The organism is Aequorivita sp. IT1183 (assembly GCF_058068265.1).
In genome coordinates this window covers 310,973-335,041 of sequence record NZ_JBYRHS010000004.1, presented here as the reverse complement: position 1 = coordinate 335,041, position 24,069 = coordinate 310,973, and the positions used below count along the sequence as shown (strand labels likewise).

At 36.7% G+C, this 24,069-nt stretch carries 20 protein-coding genes; 11 read left to right on the top strand and 9 right to left on the bottom strand.

The window, feature by feature from the left end; genetic code table 11:
- Positions 1-135: 135 nt before the first annotated feature.
- Complete coding sequence (locus AC3RVF_RS09935; protein ID WP_489691487.1) at positions 136-1,773, bottom strand: ABC-F family ATP-binding cassette domain-containing protein; 1,638 nt, start codon at positions 1,771-1,773, stop codon at positions 136-138.
- 390 nt (positions 1,774-2,163) lie between these two features.
- On the opposite strand from AC3RVF_RS09935, the gene AC3RVF_RS09930 reads away from it, so the two are divergent.
- On the top strand, positions 2,164-2,472 hold the full coding sequence (locus AC3RVF_RS09930) for an STAS domain-containing protein (protein ID WP_489691486.1): 309 nt from the start codon (positions 2,164-2,166) through the stop codon (positions 2,470-2,472).
- 790 nt (positions 2,473-3,262) lie between these two features.
- Here AC3RVF_RS09930 and AC3RVF_RS09925 read toward each other — a convergent pair.
- From AC3RVF_RS09925 to AC3RVF_RS09915, 3 genes are all read right to left on the bottom strand, one after another.
- A complete protein-coding gene (locus AC3RVF_RS09925; protein WP_489693291.1) occupies positions 3,263-5,668 on the bottom strand; it encodes a TonB-dependent receptor in 2,406 nt (801 codons plus the stop codon).
- Between the two features lie 177 nt (positions 5,669-5,845).
- On the bottom strand, positions 5,846-6,385 hold the full coding sequence (locus AC3RVF_RS09920) for a hypothetical protein (protein ID WP_489691484.1): 540 nt from the start codon (positions 6,383-6,385) through the stop codon (positions 5,846-5,848).
- A 137-nt stretch (positions 6,386-6,522) separates the two neighbouring features.
- A complete protein-coding gene (locus tag AC3RVF_RS09915; RefSeq protein ID WP_489693290.1) occupies positions 6,523-7,404 on the bottom strand; it encodes a DUF808 domain-containing protein in 882 nt (293 codons plus the stop codon).
- Between the two features lie 145 nt (positions 7,405-7,549).
- On the opposite strand from AC3RVF_RS09915, the gene AC3RVF_RS09910 reads away from it, so the two are divergent.
- Positions 7,550-8,443, top strand: coding sequence for a phospholipase A (locus AC3RVF_RS09910; RefSeq protein ID WP_489693289.1), 894 nt, complete (start codon positions 7,550-7,552; stop codon positions 8,441-8,443).
- A gap of 149 nt (positions 8,444-8,592) precedes the next feature.
- Here the strand turns inward: AC3RVF_RS09910 and AC3RVF_RS09905 are convergent, their stop codons facing one another.
- Positions 8,593-10,734, bottom strand: a complete 2,142-nt coding sequence (locus AC3RVF_RS09905) for a S46 family peptidase (protein ID WP_489693288.1) — start codon at positions 10,732-10,734, stop codon at positions 8,593-8,595.
- Between the two features lie 227 nt (positions 10,735-10,961).
- Positions 10,962-13,382, bottom strand: a complete 2,421-nt coding sequence (locus tag AC3RVF_RS09900) for a DUF7619 domain-containing protein (RefSeq protein ID WP_489693287.1) — start codon at positions 13,380-13,382, stop codon at positions 10,962-10,964.
- A gap of 372 nt (positions 13,383-13,754) precedes the next feature.
- On the opposite strand from AC3RVF_RS09900, the gene AC3RVF_RS09895 reads away from it, so the two are divergent.
- The 3 genes from AC3RVF_RS09895 (at position 13,755) to AC3RVF_RS09885 (ending at position 16,149) form a co-directional block, all read left to right on the top strand.
- Positions 13,755-15,509 (top strand): T9SS type A sorting domain-containing protein, encoded by a 1,755-nt coding sequence (locus tag AC3RVF_RS09895; RefSeq protein WP_489693286.1) that lies wholly within the window; start codon positions 13,755-13,757, stop codon positions 15,507-15,509.
- A 117-nt stretch (positions 15,510-15,626) separates the two neighbouring features.
- On the top strand, positions 15,627-15,860 hold the full coding sequence (locus AC3RVF_RS09890; protein WP_489693285.1) for an addiction module protein: 234 nt from the start codon (positions 15,627-15,629) through the stop codon (positions 15,858-15,860).
- Complete coding sequence (locus AC3RVF_RS09885) at positions 15,853-16,149, top strand: type II toxin-antitoxin system RelE/ParE family toxin (protein ID WP_489693284.1); 297 nt, start codon at positions 15,853-15,855, stop codon at positions 16,147-16,149. Before AC3RVF_RS09890 ends, AC3RVF_RS09885 begins: the two co-directional genes overlap by 8 nt.
- A gap of 2 nt (positions 16,150-16,151) precedes the next feature.
- Here the strand turns inward: AC3RVF_RS09885 and AC3RVF_RS09880 are convergent, their stop codons facing one another.
- A complete protein-coding gene (locus AC3RVF_RS09880) occupies positions 16,152-17,198 on the bottom strand; it encodes an RluA family pseudouridine synthase (protein ID WP_489691601.1) in 1,047 nt (348 codons plus the stop codon).
- On the bottom strand, positions 17,185-17,817 hold the full coding sequence (locus AC3RVF_RS09875) for a PASTA domain-containing protein (RefSeq protein WP_489693283.1): 633 nt from the start codon (positions 17,815-17,817) through the stop codon (positions 17,185-17,187). The genes AC3RVF_RS09880 and AC3RVF_RS09875 overlap by 14 nt, the downstream gene beginning before the upstream one ends.
- Before the next feature lie 236 nt (positions 17,818-18,053).
- Between AC3RVF_RS09875 and AC3RVF_RS09870 the strand changes: the two genes are divergently transcribed.
- The 6 genes from AC3RVF_RS09870 to AC3RVF_RS09845 are packed head-to-tail and all read left to right on the top strand — an operon-like array spanning position 18,054 to position 23,435.
- A complete protein-coding gene (locus AC3RVF_RS09870) occupies positions 18,054-19,037 on the top strand; it encodes a D-alanine--D-alanine ligase (RefSeq protein ID WP_489691475.1) in 984 nt (327 codons plus the stop codon).
- A gap of 20 nt (positions 19,038-19,057) precedes the next feature.
- Positions 19,058-20,173 (top strand): lipid-A-disaccharide synthase, encoded by a 1,116-nt coding sequence (lpxB, locus tag AC3RVF_RS09865; protein ID WP_489693282.1) that lies wholly within the window; start codon positions 19,058-19,060, stop codon positions 20,171-20,173.
- Positions 20,174-20,218: 45 nt separating this feature from the next.
- Positions 20,219-20,812, top strand: a complete 594-nt coding sequence (locus AC3RVF_RS09860; RefSeq protein ID WP_489691473.1) for a C40 family peptidase — start codon at positions 20,219-20,221, stop codon at positions 20,810-20,812.
- 36 nt (positions 20,813-20,848) lie between these two features.
- Positions 20,849-21,082 (top strand): hypothetical protein, encoded by a 234-nt coding sequence (locus tag AC3RVF_RS09855; protein WP_489691472.1) that lies wholly within the window; start codon positions 20,849-20,851, stop codon positions 21,080-21,082.
- A complete protein-coding gene (locus AC3RVF_RS09850) occupies positions 21,067-21,360 on the top strand; it encodes a type II toxin-antitoxin system RelE/ParE family toxin (RefSeq protein ID WP_489691471.1) in 294 nt (97 codons plus the stop codon). The genes AC3RVF_RS09855 and AC3RVF_RS09850 overlap by 16 nt, the downstream gene beginning before the upstream one ends.
- A 50-nt stretch (positions 21,361-21,410) precedes the next feature.
- Positions 21,411-23,435 (top strand): ComEC/Rec2 family competence protein, encoded by a 2,025-nt coding sequence (locus tag AC3RVF_RS09845; protein ID WP_489691470.1) that lies wholly within the window; start codon positions 21,411-21,413, stop codon positions 23,433-23,435.
- 26 nt (positions 23,436-23,461) lie between these two features.
- Here AC3RVF_RS09845 and AC3RVF_RS09840 read toward each other — a convergent pair whose 3' ends face one another.
- Positions 23,462-23,995 (bottom strand): thioredoxin family protein, encoded by a 534-nt coding sequence (locus tag AC3RVF_RS09840; protein ID WP_489693281.1) that lies wholly within the window; start codon positions 23,993-23,995, stop codon positions 23,462-23,464.
- Between the last annotated feature and the right edge of the window lie 74 nt (positions 23,996-24,069).

The following is a 24,069-nucleotide window of genomic DNA, read 5'->3' as shown; positions in this document are numbered from 1 at the left end:
GCTTCATTATTTCAAAGTCTTAGAGAATAAATGCAAACCATAAAGATTGAAAGGAATAACTTTTTTTTGAGTTGCGAAATTACGAAATTTTAAATTATCAATTATTTCTATGTTTTAGTTTTCTAATTAATACATCTAAACCTTCAAGTCAATATCTTTCAAATTTTCAATTCTATTTCGTTGAAGAAAATCGTCTATACTTTCAAAGTGTTCAATAACGCGTTTGTCTTTAAATTCGAATACTTTTTCAGAAAGCCCCTGCAAGAAATCGCGGTCGTGGGAAACAAGTATCAAGGTGCCATCAAACTGAAGCAATGCCTCTTTTAGCACATCTTTCGATTTTAAATCTAAATGGTTTGTAGGCTCATCGAGAATTAAAACGTTTACGGGTTCCAGTAATAGTTTTACCATAGCCAAACGCGTTTTTTCTCCCCCGGAAAGCAGACCCACTTTTTTGTCAATATCGTCGCCGCTAAACATAAAACGTCCGAGAATGTTTTTTATCTGGTTTCTAATTTCACCTTTGGCAACCTCATCTACGGTCTGAAAAACGGTGAGTTCTTTATCTAAAAGTGCCGCTTGATTTTGCGCAAAATAACCCACCTTGGTGTTGTGGCCTAAAGCGCAAGTTCCCTCAAAATCTATTTCGCCCATAATGGCTTTTATCATTGTAGATTTTCCTTCGCCATTTCTACCCACAAAACTCACTTTTTCACCGCGAGAAATACTCATATTGGCATCCTTAAAAACCACCAAATCGCCGTACTTTTTAGTGAGTCCTTCCGCAACAACCGGATAATCGCCACTGCGTTGTGAAGGCGGAAAACGAAGTGCTAAAGCTGAAGTATCTATTTCATCAATTTCAATTACCTGTAACTTTTCAAGCATCTTTTCGCGAGAATTCACTTGATTGGTTTTAGAATAAGTGCCTTTAAAACGATCTATAAATTGTTGGGTATCTGCAATAAATTTTTGTTGTTCTTCGTACGCTTTTATTTGGTGCGATCTTCTATCGGCGCGTAATTGCAAATAGTGACTGTAATTAGCTTTGTAATCGTAAATCCTTCCCATTGTTACTTCAATGGTGCGGTTTGTAATGTTATCGATAAATTTTCTGTCGTGCGAAATAACGATTACGGCTTTTGCTTTATTCAGCAAAAAATCTTCCAACCAGATTACAGATTCAATATCTACGTGATTAGTAGGCTCATCCAGCAAAATTAAATCCGGCTTTTGAAGTAGCAATTTTGCCAATTCAATTCGCATACGCCATCCGCCACTAAATTCGGAAGTTGGACGGTGCAAATCGCTTCTTTTAAAACCAAGTCCGCGAAGTGCTTTTTCTACTTCGGCTTCGTAATTTATTTCTTCGAGTGCATAATACTTTTCGCCTACTTCTGCCACTTTGGTGATGATGTTCATATACGCATCACTTTCATAATCGGTTCGGGTTTCCAATTCTTTATTGAGGCGATCCATTTCGTCCCTCATTTCAAAAATCTGTTTAAACGCTTTCGAGGCTTCCTCAAAAACGGTGCAGCTATCATCTGTAAGCAAATGCTGCGGCAAGTATGCAATAACCGCATCTTTTGGCGCACGCACATGGCCACGCGTAGCTTTTTGTTCGCCGGCAATTATCTTCATCATCGTACTTTTTCCGGCGCCATTTTTACCCATTAGGGCTATTTTGTCGTTTTCGTTTACAACGAAAGTAACATCACTAAAAAGCGTATCTCCACTAAATTCAACCGCTAAATTATCTATTGAAATCATATATTAATGTGTTGTTTTTTATGACGTAGGACTTTAAGACGTAGGACGAATGACACTTTTCAAAATGATCAGCACGCTTTTTTTTCATTGCTACGTCTTAAGTCATTTTTAAAGGCTTTGCTCTGTCTTAAGTCTTAAATCCTTTTTTAAAAGCTGCAAAACTATTAAAAAGAAGTGGATTGACAGTTAACAGTTTAATGTTGTTATTTACTTTAAAAAAAATGAATTTGTTGATAAGTCATGCCATTAGTAGTCATATTCGCACAGTTAAAGGGCTTATAATCAGCTATTATTCTGTAAATTCACAGTTACTAAAATTTATCCCCAAGTTAAATTTGCCCTCAAATTCCTACGCAAACCTATGTGATCGTTAATTTTAAATCACTTAGTATGAAATTGCATAGTTTTTTAACTAATCGTTTTTTGAGTTTAGAGGGGAAATTATACAGCGGTAATCTCTCCGAAGTTCAATTCAAAATTGAAACTGCCCTCGATAAAACCTCCTCTTTAATTATAGATTTAGATCTATTAGAAAAGTTTGACGCCGCAGGTGCTTATATGCTATATATGACCAGTAAAAAAGCGCGTGAAAACAATAAAGAAATTATACTGTTTTGTAGAAAAAATGAAATGGTAAAAACTATCTTCCAATTTGTTGGGATTCCCTACTACAGCAAAATCCCGAGAGTTACCGTATAACCGTTTTTAATTTGTTTTCCTGCATAAAATTGAATATGCTTACTTCAAATTATTAACGTTTCCGCTATGCCCTGCTTAATTCAATTTACTAAGAGCATTTGTAACCAAACAGGTCTGCGGAAACCGTTATTTTTCTACTTTTTTAAACTGAAAATCATCTTCCCGAATTAAGGCGCACCCGCGAGTGTGCCGCAACATTTTTCTTTTTCACTAAAATTACATCCGCCCATTATACTCCATAATTTATGGTGTTTAAAACTCGCCCTAACTATTTATTCTGAAAAGGAAAACTGGATGTTATGTTTCTAATTTTTAAAAATTATATCATGGCAAAAGGAAATAATCTTAGAACTTCCGCTAAAGATGCAAAAGCATTAAAGCAGGAAAAAATATTGAAAAAACTAGAAGATAAAAAAATGAAAAAACGCAAGTCGCGTGTTTAACTATTCTTTGGATTGTATAGTTAGTTGATGAGTGAAAGGGTTCGTGTTAAGTTATTACTGACCGGCCCTTTCCTTTTTGCCCCACTATTTCCGAAAAACTAAGAACCCACTCCAAAACTGGAGTGGGTTCTTTCAAATTAAGTGGGGAGAATTAAGCCAAATAGGCTTGATTCAAATATAAGCAAGATTTGCTTGTTTAAGTGGCTTATTAGGTAATGATTAACTTTTTATTTTGCATACATTTTATTCACAACCTCAAGTATATTTCATAAAAAAGCATAATTAGCTACACATTTTACGTGAATCTAAAACTTGCTCAACTTTATTTCAACATACTATGTTGAAAATTAAAAATGCGCCGTCAATGCAAGAATAAAATTCCTGCCAGCGCCTGAAAGACCAGAGCTATATGGACGGTAACGTTGGTCTGTTAGATTTTCAATACCACCGCTTACATCAAAAGTATCTGTTAATTTGTATAGCGCTTTAAAGTTAAGCGTGTACCAAGACGGAGCATACGGATTTCCGTTTTCATCGAGCGCATATATTTCTGTTTTGCCTCTTTCTTCATCAGGAAGCTCGTCAAAATCATATTGGCCTTGATAGTTTACATTCACTTCCATACTTAGCTTCTTCGCCTTATAATTCAAACGGGAAACTGCAAAAAATGGCGCAGCATGGCGAGATGTACTTGTTTCACCATTATCCAATTCTTCTTCTCCTTTTTGAAAATTAACATCGGTAGAAAAACCAAATCCTTTTGGCAATTTCACCTCAACGCCTGCCTGTAAACCATAAACATGGGCAACGGCAGCATTTTGAATTGCTTGCACCTGGCTTAATTCTCCCTGATACACGATGCTATCTTGACCGTTCAGCTTAAAATCTCTACGTACTAATGCATCTTTCAAAGAAGTGTAATAACCCGTAACATCTACTTTTAGAATATCACCAAAAACTTTTGCAATACTTAAATCTGCATTGTAAGCGTATTCGGGTTTTAAATCTGGATTGGGAATTACAACACTTCCAGGTTCCGAATCAAAAACTTTCCCCACATCATCAACGTTAGGCGCTCTAAAAGCCGAACCCAAATTGGAGCTTATCACCCAAGTATTGTTGGGACGATAAACGCCACCTATGCTGCCTGTGAGTGCGCCATTGTTTAAGTTGGCTTCAGTAAAAGGAAATGGATAAAACGTAGTGTCAAATTCAGAATCCAACAAAATATAATTGTAACGCGCTCCACCACTTAAGGTGAAATTATCTGTAACCTTAAACTCATCGGTAACATAAGCCGCAATAGATTGCCATTTGGACGCAGGATAACGTGCCGGGCCCGCTTCCGAAATACCTGTTGAAACATCTGTCAATAAACCTGTAGACTTTACATCATTCAACACATATTCAAGTCCGTAAAAAAGGGTGTTTCTTTCACCTGTCTCTTTTATAAAATCCAAATTGGCAGAATATGCACTCACTTCTTCCGCTTGCGAATTGCGTTCGGTTTTGTTAAAAGTTCGATCAATTCTACTCTCCTCAAACCATTGGTGTGCCAAGCGAATGCTCATTTGGTCGAAAACAGCATTGTTTGCAGTATGGTTAATGTTTAGATTATTCATCATCCAAATTTGAGGACCGTAGTCCCATTCTGCATAACGCGGCAATTCATCGCGAACTCGTAAGTGTCTGTCGTATCTTCCATAGGGTGAGGTTTCAGAATAATGAAAACCATATTGAAAATCCCAAGCTTCGCTAGGATGAAAACGGACTTTCTGCATCATATTAATTTGTGAATATGCCGTCGGAATTTGGAGCAACTTATCTTCCTGCGTAATCACAACATCAGTACTATCCTGTCGTTGCACATAATAATCCTTTAAATAATCGTCCGGGCCATGGCTTCCCTGACGCAAATTATCATAATCCCAAGATGAAATACTGGTTACAAATGCCCACTTTTTAAAACCTAAATTCACATCAAAATGCCCCGTCTTTTCATTGTTTGCAGATGAATAGCGCAAATTTGCTTTTCCCGTTACTAAAGGAGAATCCGTTAATGAAAGTCGTGGAGTTAAAGTTTGAAAACTCATTACGCCACCAATGGCATCACTACCATAAATTACCGAACCCGGACCAAATAGCACTTCGGCTCCCTCCATTGCGAAAGGATCTAAACTAATAACATTTTGAAGGTTTCCAGATCGAAAAATGGCGGTGTTCATTCGAACGCCATCAACAGAGTAAAGTAATCTGCTCGTTGCAAAGCCACGAATCATGGGGCTTCCACCACCCTGCTGACTTTTCTGAACAAATACTTTCCCGGAAGAACTTAAAAGATCTGCCGCGGTCTGCGGATTCTGTAGCGCAATGTCCTTTGCTGAAATAGAGATTATTTTTGAAGGTACATCGTCGCTGCTTTGCCTCCAGCGCGAACCAGAAATAACAACCTCATCAAGACTTAAATTAGAAATCTCTAAAAGTATAGTGAACCCTTCGGTTTGTAGTTGGTCATAACTTTTTATCACAGTTTTATAACCCATTGTGCGTATTTCAATTTTTTCGGCATTTTTAAAAGCGGTGATGTCTGCTTGCCCTTTTGAATTTGTGGTGGCATAAATTTTAGCATGAGTGCTACTAAGCGTAACCAGCTCTATTGGCTCACTGCTTTCGGCATCTTTAATGGTTATGGTTTGGGCTAGGGAGGTTCCCACAAAACCCACCAATAACCACAGGGTAAATAATTTCTTCATTTTATAATTGGCTTGTTTTAAATTAACTGAAGTTTAAAAAGTAAAGATTGCAAATTGTTCAGAGTCCAAAGCTTAATTGCTCGGAATCTGAATTTTTAAGCGTTTACTTTTAAACACTATAAACAATTGTTGCCGCCATACTGAAATAACGACAATAATCTAAATGTATAAATGTTGTTAACTTAGTTGTGGAGGAGGTGTGGGCGGACTTAAACGTATTGAAAAGAAATTATTTACACATAAATTGTCCTGATATATTGCAGACAAAGCGAATGTTGGAACGGCTTGCCACTCAAAAAGTTCTGAGCAGAAAAAGGAGTGAAAATAATTATAAAGTTGTTTTTGGTTGTCGCGATTCTCGTTGTTTGAGTCAAAAGAATCTGCCACGAGTATTTGCAATTTCTTATTGAGGGCAGTTTCGTCGTGATCCCACCAGCAGCGGTAATAAATGGAATCTCCCTTTATTTCTTTGGAAACAACGTCGTACATCTGCCCGTTGTATTCAAATTCCTTTGAATGCTCCCAGCGTAGTTTAGTATTAATTTCTTCTTTTGAAAACTTTAAAAGAACCAATTCATCTTGTTCCATTCCAGCAATCATTTTCCACTTTATTTCGCGCTTAATACTCGCCTTTTGAAAGTGGAGATAGAAGAACATTGTCACCGCTGGAGCAAACAATACAAAGAGAAATGATATGGCTACTATACTTTTTTTCAATCTAGAAAATTATGGGGTTTCAAATGTCGTAAAATTGAAAGTATTTGTGCGATTTTTTGGAATTAATTGTTCTGGACTCCAATAACAAGCTATAAAGTTTACAAAATCACTAAAAAAAATATGCTTGTAATTTGAAGTTATTTTTTGGCTTTAACCAATTTCCATATTTTTTTGAAACCCATAACTACAATCAAGCAGGCAAAACCCACCAAAAGGCCAACAACAAACTCAGTAATTATTGATGGTATAGCAGGAAATAAATGGTGAAAGAAATCAATATTATGCACGAAAATTCCCCCTGCAACCAAAATAAGTGCGATGGTCCCGATTATACTTAGCGATTTAATAACTTTCGGGAGGGCTTGTACTAAAACCATTCCCAACTTTTTAGAAAAGCTATTTTCACCTTTACTTCGTTTTATCAATTTAAAGCCAGCTTCGTCCATACGCACTATTAGCGCAACAATACCGTAAACGCCTACTGTTGCCACAATTGCTATAATGCTCACCACCATAATTTGTGTAGTTAGCGTTTCTTCAACCACCGTTCCTAAAGCAATGATGACTATTTCTATGGAAAGGATAAAATCGGTTAAAATAGCCGATTTTACGCGTTCTTTTTCAATTGCTAATATTTCGCTCTCGGTAAGCCCTACTTCTGCTAAAGATTCATTTGAATGCGCGTGAGGAAAAAAGAATTCATATATTTTTTCTGCACCTTCGTAGGCTAAGTAAAGACCTCCCAATATTAAAATTAGCGTCACAGCCCAAGGCAAAAAAGCACTGAGTAAAAATGCAATGGGAAGGATAATAAGTTTATTTAAAAACGAACCTTTTGTAATTGCCCACAACACCGGAATTTCGCGAGAGGAAGCAAAACCAGAAGCCTTTTCTGCATTTACAGCTAAGTCGTCGCCCAAGATTCCCGCCGTCTTTTTAGCGGCTACCTTGCTCATCATTGCAACATCGTCCAACAATGCAGCTATATCATCTAATATTGCGAAAATTCCTGATGCCATTATAAATTGATATTTAAGTATTAAGAAAATTCTATTTCCGAAAAGGTATATTTTTCAAGAGGCTAAAATAATTGTTTAATATAAAAATATGCATTTGCATTTCATTTATATTTCAGAATATATCTTTACAATCTAAAATATCTTAATGAAGTATTCCCAGCACTTTTTCTTTACAATTTTAATATTGTGTTCTTTCCATTCTTTTGCTCAAGATGCAGAAAAATATCTGTCCCTCACAGAAAATTGGCAGCTAGATTCAATTTTTCGGTCCAAAAAAGTAGATCTTAAGCTACACTCGTATAAACCGCTTTATATTCTTTTTACAAATTATAGTACTGATGTAAATACAGCTCCTGCCAGTGCTAATCCTAATAATGTAGTTCCTGAGCCCATTGCTTACAATGCAACCGAATTGGTTTTTCAAATAAGTTTTAAAACCAAAATGCTTCAAGACGTTTTTGGTGACGAAATAGGTGGCGACATTTGGGGAGCTTATACACAAAGTTCGCGTTGGCAATTGTACAATAATGAGCTATCTAGACCTTTTAGAGAAACCAACTATCAACCAGAAGTTTTTATAATATTTGGAACACCATACAGAATTGGAAGCTTAGAAGGTGTTTTTGTTGGAATGGGTTTAAACCACCAGAGCAACGGCCGCTCCAATCCTTTAAGCCGAAGTTGGAACCGGATTATCTTTCAAGCGGGATGGGAAATTGAAAAACTACAAATTGTTTTTAGACCTTGGGTTCGCCTGCCTGAAGATGAAGAAAACGACGACAACCCTGATATTGATGAATTTATGGGGCGTGCAGAACTTAACTTGAATTATACTTTAGGTAAACACGATTTTGAATTAGCAACCCGACATTCCCTAAGAAAAGGCAATAATAGTCATGGAAGTGCAAGATTGGACTACTCGTACCGAGTTGTTAGAAACTTAAAAATTCACGCGCAAGTTTTTACAGGTTACGGTGAAAGCTTGATAGACTACAACCATAAACAAACAACTTTTGGCGTTGGTCTTTCATTGTATTAATATGAAACAAAACTTTTAGCTCTGACGCTTGCCCGTTGCAACGCCGAAGTAAATTTTTTTTTTCATCAACCTACCGCACAAAAAAACCACGAATCCAATTGAATGGATTCGTGGTTTTTTAATACAATAGCTTTTAAGCTACTAAAAAATTATTTCGATAAAGTTAACTCATCAATTATATGACTTGCTCCAGCGAATTTATCTATTAAGAAAAGTACGTAACGTATATCAACATTAATGGTACGTTGCAGCTGATCGTCAAAAATAACATCGCCTGCCATTGCTTCAATGTTTCCATCAAAAGCTAAACCAATTAACTCTCCTTTTGCGTTCAATACAGGTGAACCTGAGTTACCACCAGTAATGTCGTTATCTGTTAGAAAGTTCACTGGCAAATAGCCGTCTTTATCTGCATATTGACCAAAATCCTTCTTCTCATAAAGATCAATAAGTTCTTTTGGCATATCAAATTCAGCATCGCCGGGTTGATATTTTGCAACAGTTCCTTTTAAGGTTGTGTAATAATTTTTGTTAGCATCGTTACGCTTATCTGCCGGCAAAGAAATTACTTTTCCGTAGGTTAATCGTAGTGTGCTATTTGCATCCGGATAGTATTTTTCGTCTGGATTTTGAAGACGCATACCTTCAACTAACATTCTGTAAGCACGCTCATAATCGCTTTCCAATTGCTTTTCCTCTTCTGTTTTGAAACGGTAACGAGTCAATAAATCTGTAGAAAGTTGAAATAACGGATCGTTCTTTAAAACTTCAGTATCTGGGTTAGCCATAAAAGCTTCCAATTTTTCTTTAGTTTCAAAAATGCTATTCGCAAATGCGGTATTCACATAATCATTCCAACCCGAATCACTTTTATTATTTGCTTCGGCAACACTAGCAACCATTGGCGCTATGTTTTGCGCTTTGGTAGAGTATAATTTTAATTGTGCTGCTAAAACATCTTTTTCTAAAGGAAGGTAAAGTCCCTCATAAAGATCATTTATTTCGGCATCTAACTTAGGTTTAACTTCTGCCTGTTTGGCTTCGTTTTGTTGCAAATAATAATCAAGAGCGTTGCCCAATCGATATGGAAGCGTAGCCATTTTAGTTCTAAGCAACAAGCCTATATAATTATTGTGGCGACTAACTTCATTGGTCTTTTCATAATAATTATTAATTACGGGCATCACTTCGGCAAACTTTTTATTGTCCTTTTTGTCTGCCCATTTCTGAAAAGCTTTTTCATCTTTACGTTTGCTTTCAGAAGTTTTATGTTGCTTTAACGCATCAATCATTCCTTGGCGGTTTTTCCAATAGTTGGCAGTAGACGCATAGCTAGAAGCATAATCAAGATTTACTTGCTGATCTTTGTTCATGTATGTTTTCATTACATCCATAGACGTTTTTGAAGCCTCCACCCAAGCTGGATACGCATACTCAACATTTTGCTCAATTCCGCCTGCAGGCATCCAACGGTTTGTTCTACCTGGATAACCCATAATCATAGCGAAGTCATTTTCTTCGAAACCTTTTATACTTGTGGTTAAGTGTTGTTTTGGCTTTAAAGGCACATTGTCTTCTGAATATTCAGCAGGGTTTCCGTCCTTATCTGCATACACTCTAAAAAGCGAAAAATCGCCAGTATGTCTTGGCCATTCCCAGTTGTCTGTATCGCCACCGAATTTTCCAATGCTCGCAGGAGGTGTTCCTACCAAACGCACATCGTTATAATCTTGGTAAACAAAGTAGTAAAACTCATTGCCTTGGTAAAAAGATTTTACCGAAACAGTATATTTTCCGCCTTCGTTATTTTCTTGTTCAATCTTAGCAATCTCTTTGTTTATCGTTGCTTCGCGTTCAGCTTCGGTCATTTTATCATTCACCAAGGCCAAAATACGTTTTGAAACATCGTCCATTCTAACAAAGAAACGCACGGAAAGACTTTTCGGTTTCAATTCCTCGCTTTTATTCCCTGCCCAAAATCCGTTGGTTAAATAATCATTTTCGGCGGTGGAAAGTTCAGCTATTTGGCTGTACCCACAGTGATGGTTGGTAAGCACCAAACCACTATCTGAAATAATTTCGGCAGTACATCCTCGGTTAAACTGTACAATAGCATCTTTCAGACTTGCATTGTTGATACTATAAATTTCTTCGGGCGTAAGTTGAAGGCCCATTTTTTGCATATCGCGGTAGTTTAAGCGTTCAATGTGCATTAAAAACCACATACCTTCGTTGGCCTGAACAGGCAGAACGAAAGCAGCAAGTAGGAAACAAATAATTAATTTTTTCATTAGAAAAAGAAGTTTTGATTATTAACAAATGTGAAAAATAAACGCCTTAATAAGGTTCTATTTATCGGTCGGTAAATATAGACGGATTCTCCACTTTTACTGCTTTTAGAATTCTAAAAAGAGTGAAAATATTTGAAATTTAACTTTTTGTTAAGAGAAGCTAGTTTAATAGGAAAGTGTTCTATACCGCGAAATGGAGAGTTGTACGTTTCAGGGTTACGAGTGTGTTACTTTTTCACAACCCGTAAAACTCGGCTCTCATCTCCAACAACAACCCGAACAAAATAATTTCCAGCACTTATCCCAGAAATATCTACTTGTTCACGATTACTGCTCCCTTTGGAAGTAAGCAAAGTCTGCCCAAGCATGTTCATTATTTTAATTGAAGAAATAGAACCCTCAGCTTGAATATTAAGAATATTATTTGTGGGATTTGGATATGCAACAATCTTTAAAGTCTCAAATTCAGAAACGCCCAATTCATCAACAAACTTTGTGTAAACAGTATTGGTTACAATCGCCGCATTAAAATCAAAGTATATATCCGCAGCATTTGCCACTACATCGTCTAATTGAATAGAAGGAAGTGGTTTTACCTTAAAAGCCACAAAACCTTGGCTTCCCTCGGGATCTGAAGTTGCCGTTGGCAAATTGATATCGTCAAAAATAAAATCAATTGTTCCATTTACAAGCTGCGTTTCCATAGCGTGGCTTTCGTCCAAAACTTTCAGTGTTGTCCAATCCAGTTTTTCATCAAGCGCATCCTGAACCCGAACATTTATGGCACTTGCAGTTCCCATATTCTGAAATCGCACTACATAATGCAAATATTCATCCGCATCGTCAATGAGCACTTGATAGCCTTCCAAAACTTGCTTATCGTTGGGATCAAAACTGTTTACCACTATTTGGTTTAGGTTAAAAACATTATCATCCGGAGCGGCATCGCCACTCATTGGGTTTACTCTTGCTATAAATGCTAGCACATCTCCTTCTTCAACTATCGGGGGTTGCGCTACATCAAAAATCACTTCAATAGTTCGGGTTTCAAAAGGGTTTAGGTTGCTGTAATCCCAAAAAATAGTATTTCCGTTTACGGAAGTTTCCGTTGGGGTTGCTTCTACAAAAGTCACCAACGCCCCATCAAAATCCAACTCCACATTGCCACTAAGTTGGGTTGTGCCTATATTTTCATAAACCAGTTTATAACGAGCTTCAAAACCAGGGCGGGCAGCATTTAATGGCACAATCGTAACGGCAAGGTCATTGGCCGTAGTTGCAGGTGCAATACAAAAATCTGCTATCTCTGTTTGGTTAAAGCCAACAAACGTATCAACCGCTTGCGCCGGACTTAATGAAAAATAAGGCGAAAGCCCCAAAACTGTTGTGGTATACGTATTCTCTGCAACGTTAAGATTATAGTCGCCAGAGTTTATAGTTGTGGTGGCAAAGTTGTTTGTTCCATCAGTAGTGTTTACAAGCAAACCACCAACTCCCGCATCGCCACCATCACAGCCGTTGTTTTCATCGTCGTATTTTACAGTGCCAGTTATATTGTTTAGGTCGCCGTTAGCGATTGAGCAATCCTCAACAAAGGTTGCCAATGGTGGAATGTCTGTAAAATTTGCTGCGGCGTATTGGGCATCTTCTACGCAGATAAATTGGAGGTTGGGATTGTTTTGTAATGATAAGGTTGGGATTGAACAATTTCCACCAAAAACTTCGTTGTTGCCATTTTTAAGATTTACATACCTTAAGTTCAAATTATTTAACCCTTCTACTTTACATAAATTAACATTATTGCTCAAATCTATTTCTTGAATTAAGGAATTAGAGAATTTAATATCTCTTAACGCTATGTTTGAAGAAACATCAATATTGGAAATAGGATTATTTGAAATATGAAACGTTGATAAATTAGAATTCTGTGAAACATCGATATTTGTAATATTATTTTTATCTGCCCATAAAGTTTGGAGATTTGTAATTGATGTAACATCTAATGATTCAATATCATTATCATAGCAGGCTAATATAGATATGTTTGGATGCTGACTCACGTCCAAACTTGATATGCTATTTCTATAACAAGCCAAATACTCTAATTGGGTATTTTGACTTACATCCAGAGCACTTAGATTAGCTTCATAACAATAAAGTAAATTAAGACTAGGGCATTGTGTTACATCTATAAAATTTAAAGGATTTCTTTCGCAACTTAACTGTAATAGGTTTATATTTTGTGATAAATCCAATTGTGTTATTTGATTATTAAAACAAGTAAGTTGCTCAAGAAGAACATTTTCTGAGAGGTCAAGTTCCGCAATTGAATTATTAGCACAACTTAAAGTTAGTAAATCTACATTTTGTGAAACATCTAATCCTGTCAATTGATTCCCCCCACAATACAATTCTTCTAATCCGATAAAAGCTTCAATCCCCGTAAGTTCCTGTATATCTTTATTTTGTACATCTAATAAAGTTATTCCCACCGCCTCACTAACCTGTATCTCCCCATCCCCATTGGTATCAATAGGTGGATTATAATTCAGCAGTGCATTTTTAAAATTGGCATCGGGTATGTTTACTATTTGCGCACTGGCAAAAAAAGAGGTAAGCAAGGTTAGGGTGAGTAGTAGATGTTTCATAGAAAAGACGGTTAGGGTATAAATTTAAAGACAAAAGTCACAGACTGTTGTTTATAAAGCACTATATATATATATCCAAAAAATATAAAAAACTTATTAAAAAATAACTTCTAAAAAGGTTCCCAATCCGTCTCAGCAGAAGCGGCGGCGACCAGTAATAAAGCCAAAACCCCTTCCCCCTCCCTCCGATTCGTAAACTTTAATTATAATAAAAATTTAAACCTTCATCGCCATTTTCCCCGTAGAGGACTACCAAATTTTTATAAGCGAAAGAAACTCATAGTCAGCCAAAAGTAATTGCAATTCAATTTCACTCTTTGTAAACCCAACATTTATTAATAGCTTTATAAAAATTAACTTCAAAAAAACCAAATGAAAAAAACAACTACACTACTTTCCCTATTATTCTTAGGAATAATTGGCACTGCTACTGCCCAGCAACAGGGTAAAAAAGCTAGCTTAAATGAAGACGGAACTATTTCCGTTGAAACTGTTATCCTGCCAGAAAACTACAATAATGAAAACACACAAGTTTTTGACCGCATTTGGCGCTTCGGTGAGCCTGCACATCCAAACCTAAAAAACAGTCGCGGTACTACCTTGGCAGATATTAACAACGATGGTGTAGACGAAATACTATACGGAATTTGGAACAAGCTATACGCCTTAAGTGGAGATGGATCTGTACTATGGGAAAAATCTGTGAGTGGAACTATTCTACTCCCTCCATCAGTAGCCGATTTGGATGGTGATGGCACACTTGAAATAATTCTAAACACAGGCGGCGTTCCAAATGCTGGCCGCGTTTATCTAATGGATCCCTTAGGAAACGATCTTCCTGGATGGCCATTAAATTTTGCAGACCACTGGATGATTAACGCTCCAGCCATTGCAGATGTGGATGGCGATGGCGTACTCGATATTGTTACTGGCGAGCGAGTGGCAAGCGCACAAGGCTTTGTACACGCCATTAAAATGGACGGCACACCCATTAATGCCAATTGGCCAGTAGAAGTTCTGGCTACCCCTGCTTTCACACCTTCAATTGGAGATGTTGATAATGACGGTAGCCCAGATGTGGTTATTGCTGCATCTTCAGCAGGAATGTACATTTTTGATAACCAAGGGCAAGTATTCCCTGGTTTTCCGGTCTTCGATGCGAACGTAAATTACTCCTACCAATCCCCAATGCTTGCAGATCTTGACGGTGATGGCGATTTAGAAATTATAGGAAGTAATCACGGCAACGCCCCAGGTTTTTACGTAATGGAGCACGATGGCTCCTACAAAGCTGGCTGGCCTATTGCTACAAATGGGTGGACCTATTCTCCTTCTACAGTTTGGGATGTGGATAATGACGGTACATTTGAAATATTTATGTCAGACAGAATTACTAGCAGCACCCAAGGTGAAGAACTTCCTGTTCTTTACGGGCTTGATCCAAATGGCAATAACTTACCCAACTTTCCAATTGAAAAATACGGCGGAACTGAAGGTGTAATTTCCATAGCAGATGTGAATAATGATGGGGAATTAGATTTAATCTTTCCAAGCATCATGACTGACGCGAATGGTTTTGGATATATACACGCCTATCCAATGGACGGTAGTGGCGAAATTGATGGCTTCCCGCTACGCACAAGAGGTTTTACATTTTTAAACGGTGCCGTTTTAGGCGATGTGGATGATGATGGCCTTTTAGATTTAACGGCAAATAGTTACACTCTCACTTTTGGTGCCGGCGTTGATTCTACTTTCGTAAACGTATATAATCTTAACGTTCCTTATAACCCAGATAGTATTAAGCGAAATGGATATAAAGGCAACAACACTCGTGATGGTTTGGTAGAATTAGAAGCTATTGCTGGTGTAACAGACTTTAATGCAATTTCCATGATTAACATTTATCCGAATCCTTCGGAAGGAATGTTGACTTTTAAAATTCCTGCAGCAATTCAAAATGCAAAGGTGAGAATTTATAGCGTTGACGGAAAAGTGGTGTTTTCGGAAGAAAAAAACTTAGAAACAAATTCTAGTTATAACCTGAAACATCTAAAAGGCGGCTTATATTTCGTTTCCATTTCTGACGGGAAGAATACATTTACTGCCAAGTGGGTGAAGAATTAGATAGATTTAAATTATTTTAAAACCATAAGTCCCTTTTCCTTTGTTTGGAAAAGGGACTTATTTTTTAATAAAAACTACATTTTAAAATTTCTTATATTTGAATAAAACCACTTTGCCATGACCACAATCCACATTGAAGAAGAACTGAACTTGGATAAAACCCATTTTAAAACAATTGAGGAATTTCAGCTGTATTTGATGATGCGTGAAAAAGACCAACCCGAGAATTATTCACTAAGCGATGCGCATAAAAAGTTACTTGATGAGCGCATTAAAGAAGCTGATGAAGCAAAAGAACCTGGCTTATCCTGGGAGGAAGTAAAAGCCAATTTGCAGAAAAGAAATGAATAATTTATCATTTCGCCGAATAGCTCAAAAGGATCTGCGAGAAATCATGCTTTATTATCAAGAAATAAATCAATCAATTGCAGCAAAATTTCTTCAGGAAACTGAGGATTGTATTTTTCATATTAAGCATTATCCAGAGGCCTTCCAAAAAAGAATTGAAGATGTACATATAGTATATCTAAAAACTTTCCCCATTGGAATATTCTATAAAATATATCCTTCAGAAATACGGGTAATAGCGGCTCTACACACCAGCCGAGACCCAAAAATTTGGAAAAAAAGAAATAGCTAATGCTACTCAATAACGTGCTGCGAATACTTTCGCCATTTTTCAATACAAGCCTCCATATCTTCTGGAATAGGGCTCTCAAAACGCATAAATTTATTTGTAACAGGGTGTACAAAACCTAAAGTGCGCGCGTGCAAAGCTTGACGCGGCAATACTTTAAAACAGTTATCTACAAACTGCTTGTACTTAGAAAAAGTTGTTCCTTTTAAAATTCTCTCACCACCGTAACGCTCATCGTTGAAAAGTGTGTGACCTATGTATTTCATATGCACACGGATTTGGTGCGTGCGGCCGGTTTCTAAACGGCAAGAAACCAAAGTTACATAGCCTAAACGCTCTATAATTTTATAGTGAGTAACCGCAGGTTTTCCTTTTTCCTCAACATCGTTTTCATAAACGGTATTTTGTAAACGGTTTTTGGGGTGACGTCCAATATTGCCCTCAACGGTTCCTTCTTCCTCTTCTACATTTCCCCAAACTATAGCTACGTATTCGCGCTCCGTGCTTTTGTCGAAAAACTGTTTGGCGAGATGCGTCATTGCTTCCTCTGTCTTCGCAACTACTAATAAACCGCTAGTGTCTTTATCTATTCTGTGAACAAGACCCGGACGATTACTACTGTTATTTGGAAGATTTTCGAAGTGATAGGTTAACGCATTTATTAATGTTCCGCTGTAATTACCGTGGCCAGGATGCACAACCATTCCCGGCTCTTTGTTCACTACAAGTACGGCATCATCTTCATAAACAATATCAATCGGAATATTTTCGGGCACCAATAAAAACTCATACGGTGGATGCTCAAAAAGCACCGTAACCACATCATTTCCTTTTACTTTGTAATTGCTTTTTACAGCTACGCCATTAACGTGTATATTTCCGGCAACGGCGGCCTTTTGTATTTTATTTCGAGTAGCCTTTTCAATAAGGTTCATCAGGTATTTGTCTACCCTAAGTGCACCTTGTCCTTTATCTGCTGTAAAGCGAAAATGTTCATAAAGTTCATCATTACCGTCAGTATCCTCTACTTCTTCTTCTTTAAAATTCGTCATTGTTGTCTTCTTCATTATTAGTGGGAGCCTCTAGGTTATCTTCTAAGGGGTCGTCTTCTGTTTGTATTCTATTTTGTGACTCGTCGCCCACAATTAAATCTATTACCGAAGTCTTTTGAAGCGGTGTACCAGGATCGAGCTTGTCGCCTTTGTAACGCATTTCTAAAACATTATCGCTTATGTGCGGACGGTAACTTATTTTACCAATTTTAAAGCCCATTGCTAAAAGTGTTGGCTCCGCTTGGCGGCGTGTACGGCCTAAAACATCCGGCACCTCAATTTTTCGGTAGCCAGACGGATTTAAGGTTAAGTAAAGCTTTCTATCTTCCTTTACAAATTTGCCCGGTTTTGGAATTTGCTCAATCACAGAATATCTGGGGTATTCGGGATTGTAATTTGCAGAATCTAAAATTTCATAGCGAAGATCCATTTCATCCAACTTCTCCTCGACTTTGTCTAAAGAAAATTTCGCCAAATTGGGTACTTCTATTTTTTCATTGTGATTAGTACTGTAGCGTAACCACCATAAAATCAAAAATCCCAAAACTAGTAATGCTACTATAGCCAAAAGCAATTGCTTCAAAAATGCTTTGGAAAACACGAACTGGAAAAAAGTCATACGTTTCTTTGTTTATGCACAAAAATATAAAGTCCAAAGGTAGTATCTTTTGTTGAAAGTCGCCCTAATCCCCAAAGCCGTAATTCAAAATTCTATACTACTTTTTCGAAATATGCTATAAATCGCCGCTACTGTTGCTAAATACTGCAACTCCCCACTTTGCACACTTATAACTTTAAAAAATTTAGCGCACTTATTTTTAATACTTTTGTAAACGTAGATTCTAATCAATTGTTATGGATAAAAAACATATCGCAGTGGCTATGGGTGGCTATTCCAGCGAATTTAAAATTTCAATAAACAGTGGCGGAGTAGTTTGCAATGCCCTTGACAAAAACAAATACGAAGTTTATCCGGTTCATATTCTGAAAGATAACTGGAGTTTTGTGAGCGAAAATGGCACAAAATATCCTGTAAATAGAGCAGATTTTAGCTTTAGCAACGGTACGGAAATCATAAAACCAGATGCTATTTTCAATACAATTCACGGCACACCCGGCGAAGACGGCTATCTACAAGCCTATTGGGAACTGCTCGGTATTCCACATACCAGCACAGATTATTATTCGGCAGCATTGAGTTTTAATAAGCGTGATTGTCTTTCAGTTTTAAAAAACTTTGGCGTACGCGCAGCAAATTCATATTATGTGAATAAAGGCTCCCAAATAAATGTGGAAGAAATTGTTATGAAAACAGGACTGCCTTGTTTTGTAAAACCAAATCGTTCCGGTTCCAGTTTTGGAATTAGTAAAGTGAACGATATGAGTGAAATGATGACCGCTATCGAAAAGGCTTTTACTGAAGATTCCGAAATAATAATTGAAAGGGCATTGGTGGGTACAGAAGTTTCCGTTGGTGTTTATAATAACGGCAAAGAGATAATTGCACTTCCAGTTACCGAGATTGTTTCGGAAAATGAATTCTTTGATTATGAGGCAAAATACCTTGGAAAATCACAGGAAATAACTCCTGCAAGAATATCTGAAGAAGAAACGGAAATGGTGAAAAAAGAAGCCGTTCGTATCTACAAATTACTGAATATGAAAGGCATCTCTCGTAGTGAATTCATAATTGAAAAAGGAAAACCATATTTCTTAGAAATAAATACAAATCCCGGTCTTTCTGCAGAAAGTATTATACCCAAGCAAGCGCGTGAAGCAGGAATGACACTCACCGAATTTTTTGATATAATGATTCAGAATGTACTGAAAACAGAATAGCGAATTTTTAAATTTAATTAATGAAATATTACCTCATAGCTGGAGAAGCTTCTGGCGATTTGCACGGAGCCAATTTAATGAAAGCCTTAAAAAAGGAAGACGCTGAAGCCGATTTCCGTTTTTGGGGTGGCGATTTAATGAAGGCTACTGGAGGAACAGAAGTAAAACATTACCGCGATTTGGCTTTTATGGGTTTCGCCGAAGTAATAATGAATCTTGGCACTATTTTAAAAAACATCAAATTCTGTAAGAAAGATATTGAAGATTATAATCCAGATGTAATAATTTTTATTGACTACCCTGGTTTCAACCTTCGCATCGCGAAATGGGCGCGGCACAAAGGTTATAAAACACATTATTATATTTCACCACAAATCTGGGCTTGGAAAGAAAGTAGAATAAAAGAGATAAAAAGTGACGTGGACGAAATGTATGTAATCCTCCCTTTTGAAAAAGAATTCTACGAAGAAAAACACAACTTCCCTGTGCACTTTGTGGGTCATCCATTGATTGATGCTATTTATAATAGAAAGCAAGTTATACCCGCTACCTTCAAAAAAGAAAATGGGCTGGACGATCGGCCAATTGTTGCGCTGCTACCTGGCAGCCGCAAGCAGGAAATCACAAAAATGCTGGAAATAATGATTTCCGTGGCAAAAGATTTTAAGGATTATCAGTTTGTAATTGCTGGTGCGCCGAGCCAAGAAAAATCGTTTTACGAAACTTTTCTGAGCACAAAAAACGTGCATTTTGTAACCAACAAAACGTACGATTTGCTAAGCATTTCGGAAGCCGCTTTAGTTACTTCGGGTACTGCTACATTGGAAACTGCTCTTTTTAAAGTGCCACAAGTGGTATGTTATAAAGGCAACAGAATTAGCTATGAAATCGCGAAGCGTGTTATTAAATTGGAGTACATTTCGTTGGTGAATTTAATTCTAAATAAAACCGTTGTAACGGAACTTATTCAAGCCGATTTCAATAAAAAAAGGTTAAAAGAAGAATTGACAAACATTTTGGATCCGTACAAACGTGCGGCCATGTTTTTAGACTATTACGAACTAGAAAAGAAACTCGGTGGTCGCGGTGCAAGTGAAAGCACGGCCAAACTAATATATTCAGCTATCAAGAAGTAAAATAAATTTCATAATTTTAAACAATTAATCCGCTACTCGCTATTTATGAAAAACCTGCTGTTACTTACTTTTTTCGCATTATTCCTGATTTCCTGCGGAAGCACGAAAAATACAGGCGAAGTACCTGAAATAATTATTGCTAAAAACGAGCCATCAACAAAAAAGGCAAAACTGCATAAAAACAACAAGATTATTTCAAAAAGTAAAGATCAAACTCCAGAAACTTCAGAACCGGAAGCAGATGAAGAAAGTCCGAAGGAAATTAAGAAAGAAATTATTGCCTACGCAAAAACCTTTGAAGGCACACGCTATAAATATGGCGGAACAACGGAAGCAGGAATGGACTGCTCTGGTTTAGTGAGCACGGCTTTTATGAAGGAAAACATTACGCTTCCCAGAATTTCTCGCGATATGGCAACTAAAGGAATCCTTATTTCCTTTAAAGATATTGAAGAAGGCGATCTGGTATTCTTTAAAACCAGTAGCAGAAACACCATTACGCACGTAGGCTTAGTAGTTGAAACAAAGCGAGGCGAAGTGAAGTTTATCCATTCTACAACCAGTGCAGGTGTTATCATCTCATCACTCGAAGAAACCTATTGGAAAAAGGCTTTTGTGGAAGTGAGACGGGTTATTTAAAACTGAATTTTTGTATCTTAGAATAAATTTTAAGCAATGGAAACTGCGGCATTGAAAAAAAAGTTGATTGCAAAAATAAACGACACCCAAAATAATGAAGTTCTTGAAAGCGTGATGCGCTTGTTGGAAATTCACGATGAAAATGATGTGTATGTTTTAAACGAGGCACAAATAGCAGCTATTGAAGAAGCTCGCGAACAATACAGAAATGGTCAATATTCCACACATGAAGACGTGCAAAAGGAAATAAAGGAATGGCTAAAGAAGTAATATGGTCAGACCGTGCTAAATTCGAATTATACGATATTCTTGAATATTGGTTGCAAAGAAACAAATCTGAAGAATATAGTATAAAACTGAATGTGCTATTTAATGAGGCAATAGAACAAATTAGAAAATATCCAGAATCTGGTAAGTTTTCTAGTGATAGAAAAAGTAGAATCAAAATAGTACGAGATTACCTTATTCTATATGAAGAAAAAAATGTTGAAATATATATTTTAGCAATCTGGGACAGCAGACAAAACCCAGCTTCCCTCAAATTATAGCCAATTTTCTCCCCAATAAATTTTAAGTATTCAACTTAAAGTCTCGGGGTATGAAATTCATAAACTTTGCTGTAGTTAAGTTTTCAATTTTTCTTGTGCTTGGTATTCTCACTGCACACTTCTTCCCTATTTCTACTTTTCTATTGTATTATGTTTTAGCATTCCTTTTAGCCGTTTTTGGTCTTTGGTTTTGGGCGAGAAATCAATTAATTCAAAACGTTTACTTCGGAATTGCAACCTATTTGTGCTTTTTTGCAATTGGGTATTTTAGTTATCAAATTCGATTGCCGCAGTTTCAACCGAAACACTTTTCGCATTTAATTGCTGATGATAATGCTGAACTAATTCAGATTAAAATCATCCAAACTTTAAAGCCCGATAAATTCAATTTAAAATATTTTGCAGAATTAAACGCCATAAATGGAGTAAATGCGAATGGAAAAATACTGCTAAACATTTCCAAAGATTCTCTGATACAATCGTTTTCAGCCAATGAAGTTTTATTGGTTTACACTACTATTTCCGAAATTCCAAAACCGCTGAATCCACACCAATTTGATTATTCAGCATATATGAAATCGTTGGGAGTTTACGGACAATTACGATTTTCAGAAAAGGAAATTTTAAAAACTACAAACGGTAAAACAACGCTTTTCGGAAGATCGCAAAACTTCCGCGCAAAACTTATAGAGAAACTACAGCGCACCAAACTAAAATCGGATGAACGCGCAATAATACAAGCTCTTGTTTTAGGCGAAAAGAAGGATATTGAAAAAAATCTTTACAATGCCTACGCAGCAGCCGGAGCTGTTCATATTTTAGCAGTTTCAGGTCTCCACGTGGGGATTTTATACCTTATCCTCGCCTTCCTTTTCAAACCACTAATACGATGGAAATACGGCGCATTCATTCAAGCAATTGTAATTGTATTACTACTTTGGGGCTTTGCACTACTTTCTGGACTTTCACCTTCGGTAACCCGTGCGGTTACAATGTTTAGCTTTTTTGCAGTTGCTAGACTCTTTAATCGGGAAACAAATAGCATTAATACTTTGTTTCTTTCTTTTCTGACGCTTTTAATTATCAATCCTTTGTGGCTTTTTCAAGTAGGATTTCAACTTAGTTATTTAGCGGTTTTCTTTATAGTTTGGCTACAACCTATTTTCTATAAAGCAGGCTATTCTAAATATCGAATTGTACGCAAAATTTGGGCAATAGTAACGGTTACCATTTGTGCGCAGATTGGCGTTTTACCACTAAGCTTGTATTATTTTCATCAGTTTCCTGGGTTGTTTTTGCTGACGAATATTGTAGTGCTTCCCTTTTTAACCTTGCTGATGTGCGGAGGAATATTGATTGTAATTTTAACTGCTTTCCAGCTTTTACCCCACTGGCTAGCCGAAGCATATAATTTTCTAATTGAAGGGCTAAACAGCTTTATAAATTGGGTTGCGGTACAAGATGAATTTCTATTCCGAAATATTCACTTTTCGGCACTGAAGGTATTAGCAGCTTATCTATTAATAGTTTCACTAGTTTTATTTCTAAAGAAAAGGAATTACAGAAATTTGATGGTTTCACTCGTCACAATTTCTATTTTTCTATCGGTTTACATTTATGATGAATTCAGAACTTCGGGAAATTTGCTTGTGGTTTTTCAGAAAAGCAAACACACACTAATTGGTTATAAAAATGGTAAAGAATTGAAGATTTTAAAAAATGATTCACTTGAAAATATTTCAGAATTATTTCCTATAAAATCATTCAAAACGGCTATAAATATCAACAACTATTCTGAAGAAAAACTACCGAAGCTGTTTCGCTATAATAACAAAAACATCCTCGTTTTAGATAGTTTAGGCATTTTTCCGAAGCATTTAAACGTGCATACAATTTTGTTAACTAGCAGTCCAAAATTAAATCTGAACAGACTTATCGATAGTTTAAAACCGCACCAAATTATTGCAGATGGCAGCAATTACTTTTCTTATGTAGCGCGCTGGGAAAAAACTTGTAAGCTAAAAAAGCTCCCGTTTTGCCATACTGCAAAACAAGGAGCTTTCCCAATAGAATAGCCTGAATATGAAACCGAAAGGCTAGACTAAAATGTAGGTTTAAAATTTTTCTGATAGGCTTCCCAAGCCTCAGTAGTTGTAACTTTTAAATAATCGTCTGTATGAATCATTCTTAGAAAAATTTCAAGTTGTGGCGGTGTTCTATATCCTGGTACGGCTTGAATTAGATCTCCTTTTTCTGTAAAGAAAACTACACTTGGGTATGCATTCACTTTTAAAGCGTGTGCAAACAAATGCTGTGCATTTCTACCTTTGCGTGCAGCATCATAATTTGGGTTTGTATAGGTGAAATTATTATAATTTACTTCCTCTGTTCCTTCGGCATTAAACTTCACCGCATAATAGTTTTTGTTTACATACTCTATTACGTCTGCATCGCTAAAAGTATTTTTATCCAACATTTTACACGGACCACACCAAGTAGTGTACACATCCATAAAAATCTTTTTGGGCTCCTTTTTTTGTGCGGCGAGTGCTTCATTCATCGTCATCCAATTAATTTTTTGAGCGTTGATAGTACCTGCGGAAACAATAAGAAAAAGTAGTAATAAATATTTCATGCTAATATGTTTAAAAATTTATTCTGAATGAAACAAAAAGCGTTCCATAATAGGGAACGCTTTTTTAATATAAA